We start from the raw sequence: 17402 nt of genomic DNA, 5'->3' as shown, positions 1-17402 counted from the left end.
AACTTGTGAGGGGGAGAGGATAATGGCGCTGATCAAAACGGAAGTGGTGGTTGGTGAGGCAACGACGCAGGTGCTGGTGATCAAAGACGCGATACGGTTTGACCCGCCACTTTACAAGGTGATCCAAGAGGACCTTACGGCCGAGGTCAGCGACTGCCTGGTCTGCACGGATAAGGTGATCTTTAACGGCAGGCTGGTCAAAAACATCATTTACAAGGCCGGGCAGCCCGATACGAAGACGCCCGGCGAGGTCCGCTGGGTGGAGGTAGAGGTGCCGTTTGCCGGGTTTGTTGACGTGCCAGGTGCACAGGTGGGCGACGGGTGCCAGATCGAGTTTGCCGGCGCTAAAGACTGTAATTTTCTGCTGCCGACAAGAACCATTCCCTGCGGTGCGGTTGAACTCGTGGAGGAAGCGATGCAGAAGACCATCGTGGACATCACCGTGAAGGTCGTGCGCACCGAACAGATCGAGGTTGTGGTAAGCGCCTGACGTTAAACCAAGGAGGGCGTGAGTGTGCGCATCAAGACCGAAGTGGTGGGCGAGGCCAGAACCCAGCTTCTCATCGTGAGTGAGCCGGTAACGTTTCACACACCTGTTTACAGCCTTCTCGATGAGGTTGCCGAGGTGAGCATCGACCACTGCCTTGTCTGCACTGACAAGGTGCTGTTTAACGGGACACTAACCAAAAACCCGATTTACAAAGAGCAACCGCATCCCGCCACCGGCGAGGGGAGGATTCTTTACCACGAGATGAAGTTGCCCTTCAGCGGTTTCGTGGCGCTTCCCGGTGCCAAACCGGGCGACAACTGCCAGGTTGAATCTGCCGGGGTTGGGGATGGCAACTTCCTGGTTCCCCTGATGGCGGACGCGGCGGGGATCAGGATTGCTGTGGAGAAGGTGATCGTCGAGGTGGAACTGAAGGTAACCCGCGTCGAACAGGTTGTGGTATAGTCCTGTCAGGTTGCAATGCTACCACGTCACAGGCCGGCGGTTGGTGCTCGGTAAAAAGGCGGGGCCGGGGTGATAGCGACGGTGTAAGCTACCGAGCTGTTGAGCGGCAGTGAATCGGCTATAATTCTTGAGTTGAGGGAGGTAGACTCATCCTCATCAAAGCCGATATGGTGGGCGAAGCGACCACCCAGGTGCTCGTAGTGAGCGACAGGATTAAATTCTGCACGCCGGTTTTCAAGGTGGTGGAGGGGCGGACCGACGTCAAGATCACCGGCTGTCATGTCTGTACCGATAAGGTGGTCTTTAACGGGGAGTTACAGAAAAACCTCATTTACAAAGAGCCCCCGAACGAGTGTGGTTGCCGGGAGGGCCACCTGATTTACCATGAACTGGTGCTGCCCTTTGCCGGGTTTGTGGAAATCCCGGGGCACAGCCGGGGGATATCTGCCAGGTCGAGGCGGCCGGAGTAAAGGACGGCTGCAACTTCTTCATTCCGCTTGAAAGTGACACTGAGGGCTGTGTTGTGGCAGCGAAACAGAAGACGGTTGTGGAAGTGAACCTCAAGGTTCTGCGCCCGGAGCAGATCGATGTGGCCGTTGTCGCGCCGGTTGTCGATCCCTATACTGTCTGAGAGTGTTGCGTGCGGGGAAAAAAACGGCACGGCGGGGGAAAGTAGGAGCGCCCTGCGGCGCTCCCGCCCTCATTTGTAACGTGGAGGTGAAAGCGGTGACGGAAACTACCGGTAATTGCCGGTTGACGGCAGAAGTAACGTTCAATTTACCACTTGGAGGAGCGGTAATCGCCTGCCACCCAGGGCGGGTGGAATTGGGAGAGGTTGTCCGCCATCCGGGTGAAGTCGTCGTCTTCGGGCTGGCGGAACTCCTCGTCCTTTACAGCATGGTGGGGGTTGATGGCGAACCTGCCTACCGGGTGAAGTGCGTGCCGCGTCTGCTGCGCGGTGTGGTGCCGGCTGCGGCGGGCGGAGAACGCGGTGATACTGTGGCGCTGGTGGTGACCGGTGTGACAACCAATGTCACCAGTGAGGGACAAAGCTGGCTGGTAAGCGCGTGTTTCGATGTGGCTACCGAGCGGCCGGCTTTTCCCGCAAGCGTGGCCGCGGAGCAAGAAAAGAGGGATCTTGTAATCAGGCCTTTTGCGGCGGCTGGGGATGAGGGTGCTGGCGGCAGCGAGGCGGATGCGCTGGAGGCGGCGGAGGCTGTGCGGCCGGAAAGCGGCGTGCTGCCGGATGAAACACGGATAGTAGAAGAGCTGAAAGAATTTGAAGCTTACCTTGGGAAACTACCGAAAGGGCGAATGGTTATTTCCATCAACGGCATCAATTATATAATCGAGGGTGCACGCGGCTGGTAACCAAACGGAAATTAGCGAAAGTAGTTTTTTTACTTGAATTAAAGCGCAAACCAATCTAAAATTGGTTACGGGCTTTTTATTTTGCAGGGATTTTTTACTTCGAGCAGAAAACAACCTCAAACGAGGTGCGAATCAAAGGGGGTGGGAGAAGGTTGCGAAGCATGACCGGCTACGGGCGCGGCGAAGCGGTTGGTGCGGACGGTAAAGTCACGGTGGAAATAAAGACGCTCAATCACCGCTACTGCGACGTGGTAATCCGGTTACCGCGGGCCTACATTTCTTGCGAGGATGCGTTGCGGCGTCTGGTGCGTGAGGAGGTAGTCCGGGGCCGGGTTGACGTTTATGTGGAGATTGAAGAGCAGGGCAGTAAAAATATAGCAGTAAGCGTTGACAAGGAGCTAGCCACCGCTTATTATAAGGCGATGGAAGATTTGCGGGTCTGTTTGGGGCTTGCAGGGACAGCCCATTTGCAGGATATCGTCCTCCAACCAGGTGTTTTAAAGGTTAACGAAATCCCGGTTGACGTCAGCAGGATATGGCCTTTGATCGAGGGGGCGGCGCGGGAAGCGCTCAGGCGGCTTTGTACGGCCAGAGAAGTGGAGGGCCGCATCCTGACTGAAGACATTCGCCGGCGTCTGGAACGTCTGGCCTCAATTTGCGGGCTGATTGAAGGACAAGTACCCGAGGTAGCGCGCTCTTACCGGGAAAGGCTGGCGGAGCGGCTCAAGGATTTCGCCGCCGTGCTCGGGCCGGAACGGTTGGCAGCGGAGGTAGCGCTTTTGGCCGAGCGGGCGGATATCAGCGAGGAAGTCGTTCGGATCAAAAGCCACATTGCGCGGGCTGGGGAAACGCTAACTGTGGGCGGGCCGGTGGGCCGGCAGCTTGATTTCTTGCTCCAAGAGATCTTCCGGGAACTTAACACCATCGGTGCTAAAGCTCAAAACCTGAGCATCAGCCAGCTTGTTATTGAAGCGAAGAGCGAAGTCGAAAAGATGCGGGAGCAGGTTCAGAATCTGGAGTAAGCCTTCCTTGAGGGCCTCTGGCACCGAATTTAACCCTTTGAATCACTTAAAAATGCTGAGGAGGGGAGTTTCTTGGATAGCAAGTTTATAAACATCGGCTTCGGGAATATCGTTTCGGCAAACAGAATTGTCGCTATTGTGAGTCCCGAATCAGCGCCGATCAAACGGATCACTACGGAAGCCCGCGACCGCGGAATGTTGGTCGATGCTACGTACGGCCGGCGGACGCGGGCAGTCATCATCATGGATTCGGGCCATGTTATCCTTTCCGCCGTGCAGCCCGAGACGGTGGCGCACCGTCTTACGCCGAAGGGTGCGGGCGCGGAGGAACAGAAGGATTGAGTACGGGGCTCCTCCTGGTGCTCTCCGGTCCTTCGGGAGTGGGGAAAGGGACTATCTGTCGCAGGCTGGTCGAGTGCGACCCGTCGCTCTACCTCTCCGTTTCTATGACCACGCGCCCGCCGCGTGCCGGGGAAAAAGAGGGCGAAGATTATTTTTTTGTTTCGGAAGAGCGTTTTCTACAGTTGATTGCGCAGGACGAGTTGTTAGAGTGGGCGCGCGTCTATTCTTACTACTACGGCACACCGCTCGGACCGGTAGTAGAGGCGCGGGCCGCGGGCAGAGATGTGGTCCTTGAAATCGACGTTCAGGGAGGCTTCAAGGTCCGGGAGAGGGTTCCCGATAGCATCTTGATCTTTATTCTCCCACCGTCGCTTACGGAGTTACGGGCGAGATTGACCAGGAGAGGAACCGAAAGTGGCGCGGCGGTTGAAGAGAGACTGCGCTGGGCGCAGAAGGAGCTCTCGTTTTACCGCAATTATGATTATGCCATCATTAATGAGCGTGTAGATGAGGTTGTAGGCAAGATAAACGCAATTAGAACGGCTGAAAAATGCCGACCGCGCTACCTAAATCTTGATTTCGTGTAAGGGATAAAGGGGGATCAGGATAAGAGAGTATGCCGATGAACGAACCGTCGCTCGACGACCTACTCAAAATTTCTAAGAATCGTTATATACTGGCAATTGTTGCAGCCAAGCAGGCCCGCCACGTGACGGACAAGATCAATGCGGGCCTCTTGGATGACAGTATTAAACCGGTTTCGCAAGGGTTACGGGATATTGCGGCGGGCAAGGTTAAGTTTACCCTGCCGAAAAAGGGTGTTAAGTAGTATTCCTACCTATAGACTGGTACCGTTAGATGGCAATGGTCAGGCTACTTGAGGGAAAAAGAATTACCGTCGGCGTGACGGGGGGTATCGGGGCTTACAAGGCGGCTGAACTTGTCTCCCGCCTACGAGACGAAGGCGCTGGGGTGCGGGTGGTGATGACCCACACGGCGCAGGAATTCATCAGCCCGCTCACCCTGCAGGTTCTATCCGGCGGTACGGTTTATACCGGGCTCTTTGAAGGCGCCGACCCCCTACCGCACATTACGTTGGCGCGGGAAAGTGACTTGCTGGTTATCTACCCGGCGACAGCTCATTTTATTGGTCAGGCGGCGTGGGGTTTAGCATCCGACCTGTTGACCACCCTTCTCTTGGCTTTCGAAGGGCCGGTGGTTATCTGCCCGGCAATGAACGCCCGGATGTACGCGAGTTCTCCGGTTCAAGAGAATCTCCGCCGGCTTGCGGCGCGAGGCTATATTATTGTGCTTCCGGAAACCGGACGCCTGGCTTGCGGCGAAACCGGTCCAGGGCGGCTGCCGCCGCCGGAGACGGCGGTGGAGTTCATCCGGGGAGCCCTGGTGCCCAAAGATATGGCGGGTATAGGCGTTTTGGTAACTGCGGGACCGACCCGGGAAGCTATAGACCCGGTACGCTATCTGACAAACCGGAGTTCCGGGAAAATGGGTTACGCGGTGGCGCGGGCAGCCCGGGACCGGGGTGCCCGTGTAACTTTGATTAGTGGCCCGACAACGCTTCCCCCACCCCCAGGTATCGCCTTCAAAGCGGTGGAAACAGCCCTGGAAATGCGGGAAGCGGTGTTAGAAGCTTTTGGGGCGGCCGACGTGGTAGTTATGGCGGCGGCGGTAAGTGATTACCGGCCTGCCATTTTCTCTCAGGAGAAGATAAAAAAAGGAACTATTTCTCTGTCGTTAGAACTTGTTCCGAACCCCGACATCCTGGAGGAGCTCGGCAGGGTGAAGGGGAAGCGGCTCCTGGTTGGTTTTGCTGCCGAAACGGGGGATCTGGTGGCGCACGCACAGGCGAAGGCGTTAAAAAAGAATCTGGACCTGGTGGTTGCGAACGACGTGCGGCAGGAAGGGGCAGGATTTGCGGTCGATACGAACGTCGTGAGCCTCGTTTTCCGTGACGGGCAGTTCCTTGAACTGCCGAAAGTGGATAAGTACGCTGTAGCCCACCGCATCCTGGATGCTGTGTTGGAGCTACGGGAGGATAAGGTGGGCCGTGGATGAACGGAAATTTGCGCAGGTCGTGGTTGATCGGCCCGTGCCCAGTGAGAGGATATTTACTTACGCTGTGCCGCCTGCTTTAGAAGGTGCGGTGGTTCCGGGCGTTCGGGTGATGGTTCCCTTCGGGAGGCAGGTTGTTTACGGATTCGTGGTGGACGTAACTACTGATTGCCCCCCAGGGATCAAAACCCGGGAAATTATCAGGGTGTTGGAAGACAAGCCAATCCCTGCAGGCCTACTTACCCTCGCCGGGTGGCTTTCCTCCCGGTATCTCTGTACCTTGATAGACGCACTGGTGGCGGTAAGCGGGCCGGCACCGAAGGGTAGTAAGCGGAAGGAAGCAGAGTGGCTCTGGCCCTGCGGCGATGCCAGCGAGGTTCTCGGGGCGATAGAGGAGCTGAAGGCGCCCGCCCAGGCGCGGGCGCTCAGCGTTCTTGCGGCCCAGCCGGGGATGGCGCGGCAAGCCTTGATGCGCGAGGCGGGTGTCAGCGCCGGCGTGGTGGCGGCCCTAATCAGAAAAGGCCTGGTGATCAGCGAAAAGGTAAGCCTCCGCCGGGAGCCTTACCAGGATGTGGCGCTTGACCCGAGCCCTCCCCCGCTCTTGACACCGGAGCAGGAGGGCGCGTTTAGCGAAATAGAGAAGGCGATTGCGGCGGGTCGGCCGGAGATTTTTTTTCTCCACGGGGTGACGGGGAGCGGTAAGACGGAGGTTTACCTGCGCGCCGTGGCGGCGACTTTAAGTGTTGGGCGGCAGGCTATTGTCCTCGTCCCCGAAATTACCCTGGCGCACCAGATGGTGCTTCAGTTTAAAGCGCGCTTTGGCCATCAGGTGGCGGTAACCCATAGCGCTCTGGTTCCGGCAGAACGGCACGACGCGTGGGAGCGGGTACGTACGGGCGAGGCAGGGGTGGTGCTGGGCGCGCGCTCGGCGGTTTTCGCGCCAACGGCGCGGCTCGGGCTGATCGTGGTGGACGAAGAGCATGAGCCTGCCTATAAACAGGAACAATCGCCCCGCTACCACGCCCGGGAGGTGGCGCTGGCCCGTGCCAGGCTGGAAGGGGCGGTGGCGGTACTCGGCAGCGCAACGCCGGCCCTTGAATCGGTTGCCCGGTATCTTAGCGGGCGGTACCGGCAGTTGCGGCTAAACACCCGGGTTGATGGGCGCCCTATGCCGGTCGTACGGGTTATTGACCTGCGGGAAGAGTTCCGGGTAGGTAACGTATCTCTGTTTAGCCAGTTTCTTGCCGAGCGGGTCCGGGAGAAAGTAAGCCAACGGGAGCAGGTCCTTCTTTTTCTTAACCGAAAAGGGTTTGCGGCCTTTGTGCTTTGTCAGGCATGCGGGCACGTTATCCGCTGTCCCAATTGCGATATTGCACTTAGTTACCACCGGCCGGATACCCTATTCTGTCACTACTGCTATTACCGGGCCCGTTACCGCCCATGCTGCCCCCGGTGCGGCAACGAGCGGCTCGGCTGGTTTGGCGCCGGGACGCAACGGGTCGAGGAGGAGGCGCGGGCGCTTTTCCCGGAAGCCCGCATTGCCCGGATGGACGCGGAAACAACGGCCCGCCGGGGCAGTCACGCGGCGCTTCTCGACGCTTTTAAAAGAGGCGAGATCGACATCCTTATCGGGACGCAAATGATCGCGAAAGGGCTAGATATGCCTGGGGTTACGCTTGTCGGCGTCCTTAACGCGGATACAACCTTGCTATTACCCGATTTTCGGGCTGCCGAACGGACTTTCCAGCTTCTCTACCAGGTGGCGGGGCGTGCCGGGCGCGGGCCTTTGCCCGGCGAGGTGGTGATCCAGTCCCACTGTCCGGAGCATTACGCAGTCCGCTACAGCGCCCGGCAGGATTTTTTCTCTTTCGCCCGGCGGGAGCTTGCTTTGCGACAGCGCTTCGGGTACCCGCCGTACGCCGCGTTGGTGCGGGTAGTCTTCAGCGGGGAGGCGGAGGAAAAAGTGGTACGGGAGGCGACGGCTTTTGGGACTGCGGTACGAGATTTGGTGGGAAGAGAAGGAAGGGGAAAAACCGTTCTCGGGCCCGCCCCCTGTCCTTTCGGTAAATTAAAGGGTTTCTACCGGTGGCATATTATTCTAAAAGGGAAAAATGGGCAGGCGGTGCGTGAGGTTTGCCGCGAGGTTTTAACGTCCTTTGGGCGCCGTCGCGGTTCGGGAGTCAGGATAAGTGTGGATGTCGATCCGGTGAGCATCTTGTAGAATCTTTTCCTTAGAAGAGAGGAGTTTCGGATGGCGGTCTTTAAAATCGTCGAGATAGGCGACCCTGTTCTCCGGGAGAAAGCCCAGCCGGTTACGAAGATCACACCGGCCCTGTTGCGTTTACTCGACGACATGACCGAAACGATGTATGCCTATCACGGCGTGGGGCTGGCAGCGCCCCAGGTTGGTGTTTCGAAGCGGGTCATCGTGGTCGACGCGGGGAAGGGGCTTTACCAGCTGATCAACCCGGAAATCATAGCCGTTGCAGGATCGGAAACAGACAGGGAGGGCTGTCTCAGCATTCCGGGGGTCTGGGGTGAGGTGACGCGGGCTGCTGCGGTCACGGTCCGTGGGTTGAGCCGCTCCGGAGAGACGGTCGAAATTGAGGCTGAGGGTTTTTTTGCCCGTGCGTTGCAGCACGAGATTGACCACCTGGACGGGATCCTTTTTATTGACCGGGCGCTGAAAATCGTAAAGGGTTGAAGCGACCTAACACCCTGTGTTGCGCGGGGTCAATCGCTGGAAGAATGGGGGCCGGGAGTTTTGCGGCTTGTCTTCATGGGGACACCGGAGTTTTCCGTTCCGTCTCTCGAGGCCCTTCTCGATAGGGGGCACCGGGTAGACTTGGTGGTGACGCAGGCCGATAAACCTAAAGGGCGCGGGAAGCGACCGGCAGCGCCGCCGGTAAAAGAGGTGGCTTTGGCCCGGGGTATTCCGGTTTTGCAGCCGGCGCGCTTAAAGGACCCCGATTTTTTCGGGCGTCTTCGGGCTGCGGTTCCGGAAGCAATCGTGGTGGTGGCTTACGGCAAGATTCTTCCCGCAGCGGTGCTTTCGCTCCCGCCTTACGGGTGCATTAACGTCCACGCTTCACTTTTACCGCGGTACCGGGGGGCAGCGCCGATCCAGCGGACGATTATGAATGGCGAGCGGGAGACGGGGATTACGACCATGCTGATGGACGAGGGGATAGATACAGGGGACATTCTGCTCCAGCAGCGGGTGGCTATCGGGGAGGAGGAAACCTTTGGTTCTCTTTACCGGCGCTTGGCCCATCTCGGCGCTCAGGTTCTGCTTGAAACCTTAGAATCTCTTCAAGCGGGAACCCTCCGGCGTCAACCGCAGGATCATGCCCAAGCCACTTATGCACCACCGCTTACCCCGGAGGACGAACTTATCGTCTGGGACCGGCCTGGTGAAGTAATCAGAAACCAGGTGCGGGCTCTTGACCCCAAGCCGGGGGCCAGAACATATCTTGAAGGGCAGTTGCTGAAGATCTGGCGCGTTAAAGCGATTAAGGGGGATTTTCCTGGCGTGCCGGGCCAGATTATCGCTATTGGTCCCGGCGGGATAACTGTCCGGGTAGCGGACGGGGCGGTGGTCATCTTGGAACTACAGGTCGCTGGCGGGCGGCGGCTACCGGTGGCTGCTTTTCTGCGCGGCCATCCTGTTCCGGAAGGTTATCTTTTGGGCAAGTAAGGGACGCAACTGGGGGTAAGTTTTGTACCGACCGATGACGAGCTGTAGTGCGCGCGAACTTGCGCTCAAGGTTTTGGATGAAGTTGATGCGGAGGGTGCCTATGCTAATATTGCTCTGACCAGGGTGGTGGCGAAATATCAGCCCGTAGGGCCCGAACGGGCACTCCTCACCGAGTTAAGCTACGGGACCCTCAGGCGCCTCAATACTATCGACTGGGTGCTGGCCCGTTTCCTCCGGAAGCCACTCAGCAGCCAGAATAGGTGGATTCGCAACATCCTGCGCCTCGCGGTCTACCAGATTTTGTACCTTGACCGGATCCCGCCGGCGGCTGCTTGTAACGAGGCGGTGGAACTAGCGAAAAAATATGCCGCCCCGCACTTTACCGGGTTTGTCAACGCGGTTCTGCGGCGGGTGGTGCGGGAAAAAGAAAAGATCAGCTTTCCCGACCGCGAGGAAAATCCGGTTGACCACATCGCGCTGAAATACTCCCACCCTACGTGGGTTGTCGAATTGTGGCTCAAGGAACTGGGTATCGAAGAGACGATCCGCATCTGCGATGCGAACAACCAGACGCCGGCTACCACGGTCCGGACGAATTTTCTCCGGACTAACCGGGAGGAACTGCTGCGGCGGTTGAAAGAAGAAGCCGGCCTGCCGGCATTCCCGACGCGCTACGCGCCCGAGGGCATTTCCGTGCGGGGTTTTTATAATCTTCAGGACCTTCCGGCTTTTCGCGAGGGGCTTTTTTGTGTTCAGGACGAGAGTTCGATGCTGGTGGCGCGGGCTCTAAACCCTACCCCCGGGTCTTTCGTCCTGGATGTTTGCGGGGCGCCGGGGGGCAAAGCCACACATATGGCGGAGTTGATGGGTGATCGGGGCCGGATACTGGTGCTCGATATATACCCGCACCGCCTGGCGCTGGTACGTGAAAATTGCGCGCGGCTTGGGCTCAAAAGCGTTAATGCTATTCTGGGCGACGCCCAGGAGGTCGACCGGCAGTTCAGGTTGGCGGCGGATTTTATTCTGGTTGACGCTCCCTGCTCCGGTCTCGGGGTGCTGCGCCGGAAGCCGGACAGCCGCTGGCGCAAGCAGCCTGAGCAGATTCCGGGCCTGGTTGCGCTGCAGCGGCGGATTTTGCGGGGCGCGGCGGCGGCCCTGCGGCCGGGTGGGGTGCTGGTCTACAGCACCTGTACGGTAAACAGGGTGGAGAACGAGGCGCAGGTGCGACAGTTCCTGGCGGACCATCCGGAGTTTGTTCTGGAAGACCTGCGCCCTCTCCTTCCCAGCGAGTTGGATCTCAAAGGGACTATGAAAGAGGGTTTTGTGCAACTCTTTCCGTACCAAGGGCTAGACGGTTTTTTCATCGCCCGCTTCCGGCGGATACTTTCTGGTGGGGAAGCCTAAATTAAAACCGGAAGGGTTTGGCGGTTGGGAGGCGAATTAAGATAAAGGGTGAGGTGTAAATGAAAACGGATATCAAGGCTCTTTCCTTTAGCGAAATAGAGGCGTTTATCACGGGGCTGGGGGAGCCGCGGTTCCGGGCCCGGCAGGTGATCGACTGGCTTTTTGTCAAGGGGGTAACCTCTTTTGCGGCAATGACTAATCTACCACTCGGCCTGCGGGCAAAGCTTGACGCCTGCGCCTTTATCGCTTACCCAGAGATTGTCGCCTGCCGAGAGAGTAATGACGGCCTCACCCGAAAGTACCTCTTTAAGCTGCGCGACGGGGAAACGGTGGAAACGGTTTTTATGCGGCGGCTTTGGGGGCGGACCGTCTGTGTTTCAACTCAGGTGGGGTGCCGGATGGGGTGCCGCCTTTGCGCTTCGGGACTGGGAGGTCTGGTGCGGAACCTGACGGCAGGGGAGATCTACGACCAGGTCCTTTTCGTCCAGAAGGATGTCAAAGATCGAATCAGTCACGTAGTACTGATGGGTATGGGAGAACCCTTTGATAATCTTGCTAGCACGCTTTGCTTTCTGCAAAACATTACCCACCCTGCCGGGCTAGGAATCGGGGCGCGGCGGATTACTGTTTCCACTTGTGGTGTTGTTCCGGGTATTCGGGCTCTGGCGCGCCTCGGGCGCGAGTTCGGCCTGGCTGTCTCCCTCCACGCGCCGGATAACTCGCTACGTGACCAACTGGTGCCAGTGAACCGGCGCTACCCGCTTGAAGAGCTTATACCCGCCTGCCAGGATTATATCGCGGCGACGGGGCGGCGGGTTACCTTTGAGTACACCTTGGTTGCGGGACTTAATGACGGTCTAGAAGCGGCGGCCGTACTGGTGCGGCTTCTCAAGGGGTTACTCTGCCACGTAAACCTGATACCCTTTAACCAGGTATCCGAGCGTGCTTATAGCGCACCGGCACCAGAGAAGGTGCGGCTTTTTAGGGACTTTTTAAAAAAACACGGGATCGCGGTTACCGTCCGGCGGGAGGTTGGCGGGGAAATCACTGCCGCCTGCGGCCAGCTGCGCCGGGCTAAATCCTGGGAGGCGGTTGGTGAAAAACAGGTCTTAGCGGAGGACAAGTGAAGCGTGGAGTGGGCTGCGGTCACCGATCGGGGTCTGCACCGGGAGAAAAATGAGGATGCTTATCTTGCCCTTCCGGAGCGAGGGCTTTTTGCCGTGGCTGACGGCCTGGGCGGTCATTTGGCGGGTGAGGTCGCGAGCCGGGTAGCTCTTGAATCTTTCGCGGCGGCTGTGGGGTGTTGGGGAGAAAGCGACCCGGCAACAGCCCTGACGTGCGCCGCCGCGGCGGCGAATGAGGCAGTTTACCGGCTGGCGCAGACGAACCTGGCATACAAAGAGATGGGCACGACTTTGACCGCTTGTATCTTTAAAGAGAGAGAACTCTTTTGGGTCCATGTGGGCGACAGCCGCGGTTACCTCGTTCGGAAAGGAGAGATTACCCAGTTTACGCGCGACCACTCCCTTTTTACCGAGTTTCTCCGTGAGGGACACCGGCCGGTAGGAGAGGGTTGGGCTTATCCTGGGCGCAACGTTTTGACCCGGGCTATAGGCGTGGAACCGACAGTGGCGGTGGATACGGGCCGGCTTTCTCTGGTGGCGGACGATGCTGTTCTCCTCTGCACGGACGGCCTTACGCTCCATTTAGACGAGGTAGACATCCTAAGGGTAATTTCCCGTGGGGTGGTGGCGCGGCAGGCGGAGGAACTCGTGCAACTCGCCCTGGAGCGGGGCGGGAGAGACAACGTTACAGTAATCCTGATCAAAATGTGACGGCGTAAATGGGAAAGGAGAACTTTAAACGGACGATGATCGGCCGGGTAATAGGAAACCGTTACCGCGTAATCGAAAAACTCGGTGGCGGGGGGATGGCCGTTGTTTACCTTGGCCAGGATATGTTGCTGAACCGCAACGTGACCATCAAGGTCTTGCGGGAGGAGTACGTGCGTGACGAGGATTTTGTGCGCCGCTTCCGCCAAGAGGCCCGGGCGGTGGCGAGCCTTAGCCATCCTAACATTGTGAGCGTTTTTGACGTGGGCCAAGACGGTGATCTGCACTACCTGGTCATGGAGTATGTAGACGGTACGAACCTTAAATCCCTCATCAAAGAAGGGAAAATAGACCTGCGGTGCGCGGTTAGCATCACCCGGGACCTCTGTGATGCACTCGGTCACGCCCACCGGCGGGGCATCGTCCACCGGGACGTGAAGCCCCATAACGTCATTGTAACGCCGGAGGGAGGGGCGAAACTTACTGATTTCGGCATTGCCCGCACAATGGGCAGCGGGACGATATCGGCGACTAAGGCACTCATAGGTTCGGTGCAGTATATTTCCCCGGAACAGGCGCGCGGGGAGAACGCAGACGCGCGGTCGGATATTTACTCCCTCGGGGCGGTGCTTTACGAAATGCTGACCGGCAGGCCGCCTTTTCTAGGGGAAAATCCGGTAGCGTTAGCCATAAAGCATATTCAAGACCAGCCGCCGCCGCTTCGGGAGCTGAATCCGAAGGTTCCGGCTGCTCTGGCCGCCGTGGTGGAAAAAGCGATGGCGAAAAACCCGGCCCTCCGCTACCAGTCGGTAACGGCTATGGCGGCTGACCTGGGGCGGGTCCTGGAATCCCTACCTGCCGAAGATTGCCCCGTGGGCACCGCTTCGCCTTCCCGGAAGCGGCGGCTCCGGCCTGCTGGTTACGTTGTTCTGGGGCTTATCTTGGTTACGGTGCTAATGGCTGGTTGGTGGGGGTTCAGGTGCTTTGTGCACGTACCGGAGGTTGCGGTGCCGGATGTCCGGGGGATGGAGCTAAGCGCCGCAGCTCAGGTTTTGGAGAAAAACGGCTTACGCTATCAGGTACAAGAGGCGTACGATGCTAGCATCGCGAAAGGTAAGGTTATCAAACAGGACCTTGTACCGGGAAGCCGGGTGAAAAAGGGGCGGCTCCTTACTTTGGTAGTAAGCCTGGGCCCAGAGATGCGGACCGTACCCGATGTACGGCACAAATTGTTACAGGATGCCGAAATATTGCTGGTGAACGAAGGTTTTAGTGTGAACCAGAAAAAAGAGGTCTATAGTGAAACGGTAGAGGCGGGTCTGGTAGTTGACCAAGACCCGGCACCGGGTACTTCGCGACCTAAGGGTAGCCTGGTCGATCTGTTTGTTAGTAAAGGGCCGCGCCCGGTACTGAAAGCAGTCCCGCAGTTGGTCGGTCTTCGTCTGGAGGCAGCTAAGGAAGCGGTTGCGCGGGCGGGGTTTGTACTCGGTGCGGAAATAGCCCATACGGCGAGTGCGGAGTACCTGGCAGGATATGTTTGCGCGCAGAACCCTCCTGCTGGTACCAATCTCGAATTGGGGCGGACCATTACGGTGACGGTAAGCGACGGTCCGGGGCCGGCGCCGCGGGAGGCCAGCGTCTTTCTCCAGGTCCCTGATGACGGACAGCAACACACGGTGCGGATTACGGTTGACGATGCCCGGGGGGCCACGGAGGCGTACAACGCTGTTCATCAGGGAGGTAAACGTGTCGTTCAGCCAGTTGTCTATTACGGTAAGGCTACCATCCGGGTCTACCTCGACAGGCAACTGGTACGGGAACAGACCCTCTCTTAACCAGGGTGGGGGCCATATGATAGCTGAAGGGCGGGTGATCAAGTTTTACGGCGGCTTTTGCTACGTGATGGTTAACGGCGCGGTTAAAGAATGTCTACCCCGGCGGCGCCTGGTGACGGCGGGCCTTTTAGTGGGTGACCGGGTCAAAGTTGGGGCAGCAGAAGCGGGAGGGTGCGTAGTAGAAGAGGTTCTGCCGCGTCGGACCGTGCTTTTGCGGCCACCCGTGGCCAACGTAGAGCTTGCGGTGTTGGTCTTCAGCATCCGCGACCCGCAGCCTAATTTTGGGCTTCTGGACCGACTCCTGGTAGTAAGTCAGGCGGCAGGCATTGAAGCGCTTATTTGCTTTAATAAGCTCGATCTGGCTCGGGATATGCTGCCCTCAGAGGTAGCGGTTTACCGTACGGTTGGCCACCAGGTAGTCCTCACGAGTGCTTTGAATGGCGCTGGGGTAGGGGCGCTACGGGATGCGCTTGCAGGCCGGATAAGCGTCTTTGCCGGTCCTTCGGGTGCCGGAAAGTCGAGCCTTCTCAACGCGATTCAGCCGGGTTTACGGCTCAGAACCGGGGAAATAAGCCCCAAAACGCGGCGCGGGCGCCACACGACCCGGGTTGTTGAGCTGTTGCCGCTGACTGGTGGCGGGTTTGTGGCTGACACGCCAGGTTTTACGCAGCTCGACCTACCGGATATTCCCGCCGCAGAACTGGCCGGTTATTTCCCCGAGATTGCTGCGGCAGGCGCGGGGTGTCGCTTCAACGACTGCCTGCACGTTCAGGAGCCGGCCTGCGCGGTGCGCCGGGCCGTCGAAGAGGGCACGGTGGCGCCCTTCCGCTACCGAAATTATCTCAGTTTCTTGCGGGAACTCAAGGAGAAAGAAAGAAGGTTCTGGTCTTGATAAAAGTCGCTCCCTCCATACTTGCGGCTGATTTTGCTTACCTGGCTGAAGCGGTGAAAAAGGTAGAGGCCGCCGGCGCCTCCTACTTGCACATTGACGTTATGGACGGTCACTTTGTGCCGAATATAACAATTGGGCCGCCGGTTATCGCGGCCCTGCGCCCCCACACCCGGCTCGTTTTCGACGTGCACCTGATGATTACCGCTCCGGAGCGTTACCTGAATGACTTTGTTCGCGCGGGGGCCGATATCCTTACGGTCCACGCCGAGGCCTGTATCCACCTCCACCGCACTTTGACGGCTATTAAAATGGCTGGCGTGCGGGCAGGAGTTGCGCTTAACCCGGCGACGCCGCTTACGGCGATCGAGCACGTGCTAGATCTGGTGGACCTTGTGCTGGTCATGACCGTTAACCCAGGGTTTGGTGGGCAGAAGTTTATCGAAACGATGTTACCCAAAATTGCCGCGTTGCGCGCGCTAATCGACCGGCAGGGCCTGAAGGCGGAGATTGAGGTTGATGGCGGGATTGATACACAAACGGCGGCGCTAGCGGTAAAAGCGGGAGCCGGGGTTCTTGTTGCGGGTTCGGCGGTCTTTCTGGCGGATGATCCGGGTGCTACTGTCCGGGCTCTCGCCGCAGTGTCAGCTACGTGACATTTTTCTCAAAATCGTTGATATGCCAACCGGCGGTTTAATAATAGTAATTGTTAAATTAGCGTCTCCCAAATTCCTTTGTCTGGCGTTATTTTCGCACGAAATCGGCTGTATCGAGCGATCTCTTTCGGCAGGAAGTTTTTGCTCATAATCTGGCGCTTGATAACCGGGAAAAAGGGACAGTACCGCGGACCATGCCGCTGCGGTGGCCTATGGGTAGTGCAGGGGAAGGTGAGGAGGCACCTGGATTGAAGATTTTGCGGATACCGGAAGCTACAGTTAGCCGGCTCTCGATCTACTCGCGCTATCTACAGCGTCTCGAGAAAGACGGTGTGGTTACGGTTTCTTCGAACGAAATTGCTAAAGGGGTCGGCGTAAGCTCCGCGCAGGTCCGCAAAGATCTTGCTTATTTTGGCGAGTTTGGCACGCGGGGCGTTGGCTATAACGTTAAGGATCTGATGCATTACATCCTTAAAATTCTGGGTCTTACCAGGCCTTGGCCGGTTGTTTTAGTGGGTGCGGGGAACCTAGGAACTGCGCTTTGTACCTACGGCGGGTTTAGGGACCGGGGGTTTAACATTGTGGGCGTTTTCGATAACGACCTTTTAAAGATAGGCAAGCGAATACAGGACCTTGAGGTCCTGCCGGTCGAGCGGATCCCAGAAGTAGTGGCCGAGCATAACGTCCGGATCGGCATCATTACGGTGCCCCAATCGGAGACCCAGGGGGTTGCCGAGATTCTGGTAAAAGCCGGTGTTAACGCGCTCCTGACTTTCGGGCCGACGGTTGTTCAGGTGCCCGAGGATGTAGTGGTCCGGAACGTGGATTTATCAATTAAGCTCGAGGTGCTCACCTTCTACCTGAACCTGCGGGAAACCTACCCTTCCGCCTGGTTTGAAAGTAACCTGTAGCCGCCTATGAGAAAGCGCTCTTGCTACGTGGCCGTAGTTGGATCGGCAAGCTGTTCCCCAGAGATCGAGGCGATAGCCTACCGCGTTGGCTATGAGATTGCGCGGCGGCAAGGCATCCTCATTTGCGGTGGCCGGGGCGGGGTGATGGCCGCCGCCGCGCGCGGGGCACGCGAGGGGGGCGGGGTAACGGTTGGCATCCTTCCCGGGCCGGACCGGTCGGAGGCGAACCCTTATCTACAGGTATCCCTTCCCACTGGCTTGGGCGACGCACGAAACGCTATTATCGCCTGCGCTGCCGATGTTGTGATCGCGGTGGGCGGGGGGTACGGAACACTCTCTGAGGTGGCTTTGGCGCTTAAAAAAGGCAAGTCGGTGATCGCGCTTGCCTTCTCTTTTCCGGATGTGCCTGGGGTGACC

General features: G+C 58.3%; 20 protein-coding genes. All 20 read left to right on the top strand.

Annotation, left to right across the window (positions count from 1 at the left end):
* The first annotated feature begins 22 nt into the window (after positions 1–22).
* Positions 23–490: a DUF3794 domain-containing protein gene (locus tag ACUVTA_RS04155; RefSeq protein ID WP_445951711.1), complete on the top strand. Its 468-nt coding sequence runs from the start codon at positions 23–25 to the stop codon at positions 488–490.
* Between the two features lie 24 nt (positions 491–514).
* Positions 515–952, top strand: a complete 438-nt coding sequence (locus tag ACUVTA_RS04150; RefSeq protein ID WP_445951710.1) for a DUF3794 domain-containing protein — start codon at positions 515–517, stop codon at positions 950–952.
* Positions 953–1119: 167 nt separating this feature from the next.
* Positions 1120–1422, top strand: a complete 303-nt coding sequence (locus ACUVTA_RS04145) for a DUF3794 domain-containing protein (RefSeq protein WP_445951709.1) — start codon at positions 1120–1122, stop codon at positions 1420–1422.
* 256 nt (positions 1423–1678) lie between these two features.
* Positions 1679–2323: a hypothetical protein gene (locus ACUVTA_RS04140; protein ID WP_445951708.1), complete on the top strand. Its 645-nt coding sequence runs from the start codon at positions 1679–1681 to the stop codon at positions 2321–2323.
* A gap of 161 nt (positions 2324–2484) precedes the next feature.
* Positions 2485–3345 carry a YicC/YloC family endoribonuclease gene (locus tag ACUVTA_RS04135; RefSeq protein ID WP_445951713.1) on the top strand — a complete coding sequence of 287 codons (861 nt, stop codon included), beginning with the start codon at positions 2485–2487 and terminating at the stop codon, positions 3343–3345.
* Between the two features lie 72 nt (positions 3346–3417).
* On the top strand, positions 3418–3687 hold the full coding sequence (gene remA, locus ACUVTA_RS04130; RefSeq protein WP_445951707.1) for an extracellular matrix/biofilm regulator RemA: 270 nt from the start codon (positions 3418–3420) through the stop codon (positions 3685–3687).
* Positions 3684–4274, top strand: coding sequence for a guanylate kinase (gmk, locus tag ACUVTA_RS04125; protein ID WP_445951706.1), 591 nt, complete (start codon positions 3684–3686; stop codon positions 4272–4274). Before remA ends, gmk begins: the two co-directional genes overlap by 4 nt.
* Before the next feature lie 35 nt (positions 4275–4309).
* On the top strand, positions 4310–4516 hold the full coding sequence (gene rpoZ, locus ACUVTA_RS04120) for a DNA-directed RNA polymerase subunit omega (protein ID WP_445951705.1): 207 nt from the start codon (positions 4310–4312) through the stop codon (positions 4514–4516).
* Between the two features lie 35 nt (positions 4517–4551).
* Entirely contained in the window at positions 4552–5763 is a 1212-nt protein-coding gene (gene coaBC, locus ACUVTA_RS04115; protein ID WP_445951704.1) for a bifunctional phosphopantothenoylcysteine decarboxylase/phosphopantothenate--cysteine ligase CoaBC, read from the top strand.
* Positions 5756–7981 (top strand): replication restart helicase PriA, encoded by a 2226-nt coding sequence (gene priA / locus ACUVTA_RS04110; protein WP_445951703.1) that lies wholly within the window; start codon positions 5756–5758, stop codon positions 7979–7981. The genes coaBC and priA overlap by 8 nt, the downstream gene beginning before the upstream one ends.
* 30 nt (positions 7982–8011) lie before the next feature.
* A complete protein-coding gene (gene def / locus ACUVTA_RS04105) occupies positions 8012–8464 on the top strand; it encodes a peptide deformylase (protein ID WP_445951702.1) in 453 nt (150 codons plus the stop codon).
* A gap of 60 nt (positions 8465–8524) precedes the next feature.
* Positions 8525–9457: a methionyl-tRNA formyltransferase gene (fmt, locus tag ACUVTA_RS04100; RefSeq protein WP_445951701.1), complete on the top strand. Its 933-nt coding sequence runs from the start codon at positions 8525–8527 to the stop codon at positions 9455–9457.
* Positions 9458–9479: 22 nt separating this feature from the next.
* Positions 9480–10862 carry a 16S rRNA (cytosine(967)-C(5))-methyltransferase RsmB gene (rsmB, locus tag ACUVTA_RS04095; RefSeq protein WP_445951700.1) on the top strand — a complete coding sequence of 461 codons (1383 nt, stop codon included), beginning with the start codon at positions 9480–9482 and terminating at the stop codon, positions 10860–10862.
* A gap of 59 nt (positions 10863–10921) precedes the next feature.
* Positions 10922–11989: a 23S rRNA (adenine(2503)-C(2))-methyltransferase RlmN gene (gene rlmN / locus ACUVTA_RS04090; protein WP_445951699.1), complete on the top strand. Its 1068-nt coding sequence runs from the start codon at positions 10922–10924 to the stop codon at positions 11987–11989.
* 3 nt (positions 11990–11992) lie between these two features.
* The gene (locus ACUVTA_RS04085; RefSeq protein ID WP_445951698.1) at positions 11993–12697 is read left to right on the top strand and encodes a Stp1/IreP family PP2C-type Ser/Thr phosphatase; all 705 of its coding nucleotides are present in this window, start codon (positions 11993–11995) and stop codon (positions 12695–12697) included.
* A 35-nt stretch (positions 12698–12732) separates the two neighbouring features.
* Positions 12733–14529, top strand: a complete 1797-nt coding sequence (locus ACUVTA_RS04080) for a protein kinase domain-containing protein (RefSeq protein WP_445951697.1) — start codon at positions 12733–12735, stop codon at positions 14527–14529.
* A gap of 16 nt (positions 14530–14545) precedes the next feature.
* Complete coding sequence (gene rsgA, locus ACUVTA_RS04075) at positions 14546–15421, top strand: ribosome small subunit-dependent GTPase A (protein WP_445951696.1); 876 nt, start codon at positions 14546–14548, stop codon at positions 15419–15421.
* Complete coding sequence (gene rpe, locus ACUVTA_RS04070) at positions 15421–16074, top strand: ribulose-phosphate 3-epimerase (RefSeq protein ID WP_445951712.1); 654 nt, start codon at positions 15421–15423, stop codon at positions 16072–16074. Before rsgA ends, rpe begins: the two co-directional genes overlap by 1 nt.
* Before the next feature lie 248 nt (positions 16075–16322).
* A complete protein-coding gene (locus tag ACUVTA_RS04065) occupies positions 16323–16985 on the top strand; it encodes a redox-sensing transcriptional repressor Rex (protein WP_445951695.1) in 663 nt (220 codons plus the stop codon).
* Positions 16986–17012: 27 nt separating this feature from the next.
* Positions 17013–17402, top strand: a 390-nt coding sequence (locus tag ACUVTA_RS04060) for a TIGR00725 family protein (protein WP_445951694.1), incomplete at its 3' end; no start/stop codon positions are given.

The sequence above is a fragment of the Thermodesulfitimonas sp. genome (assembly GCF_052743955.1).
Note: the sequence above shows the minus strand (reverse complement) of the source record. Positions and strands in the feature narration are given on the sequence as shown.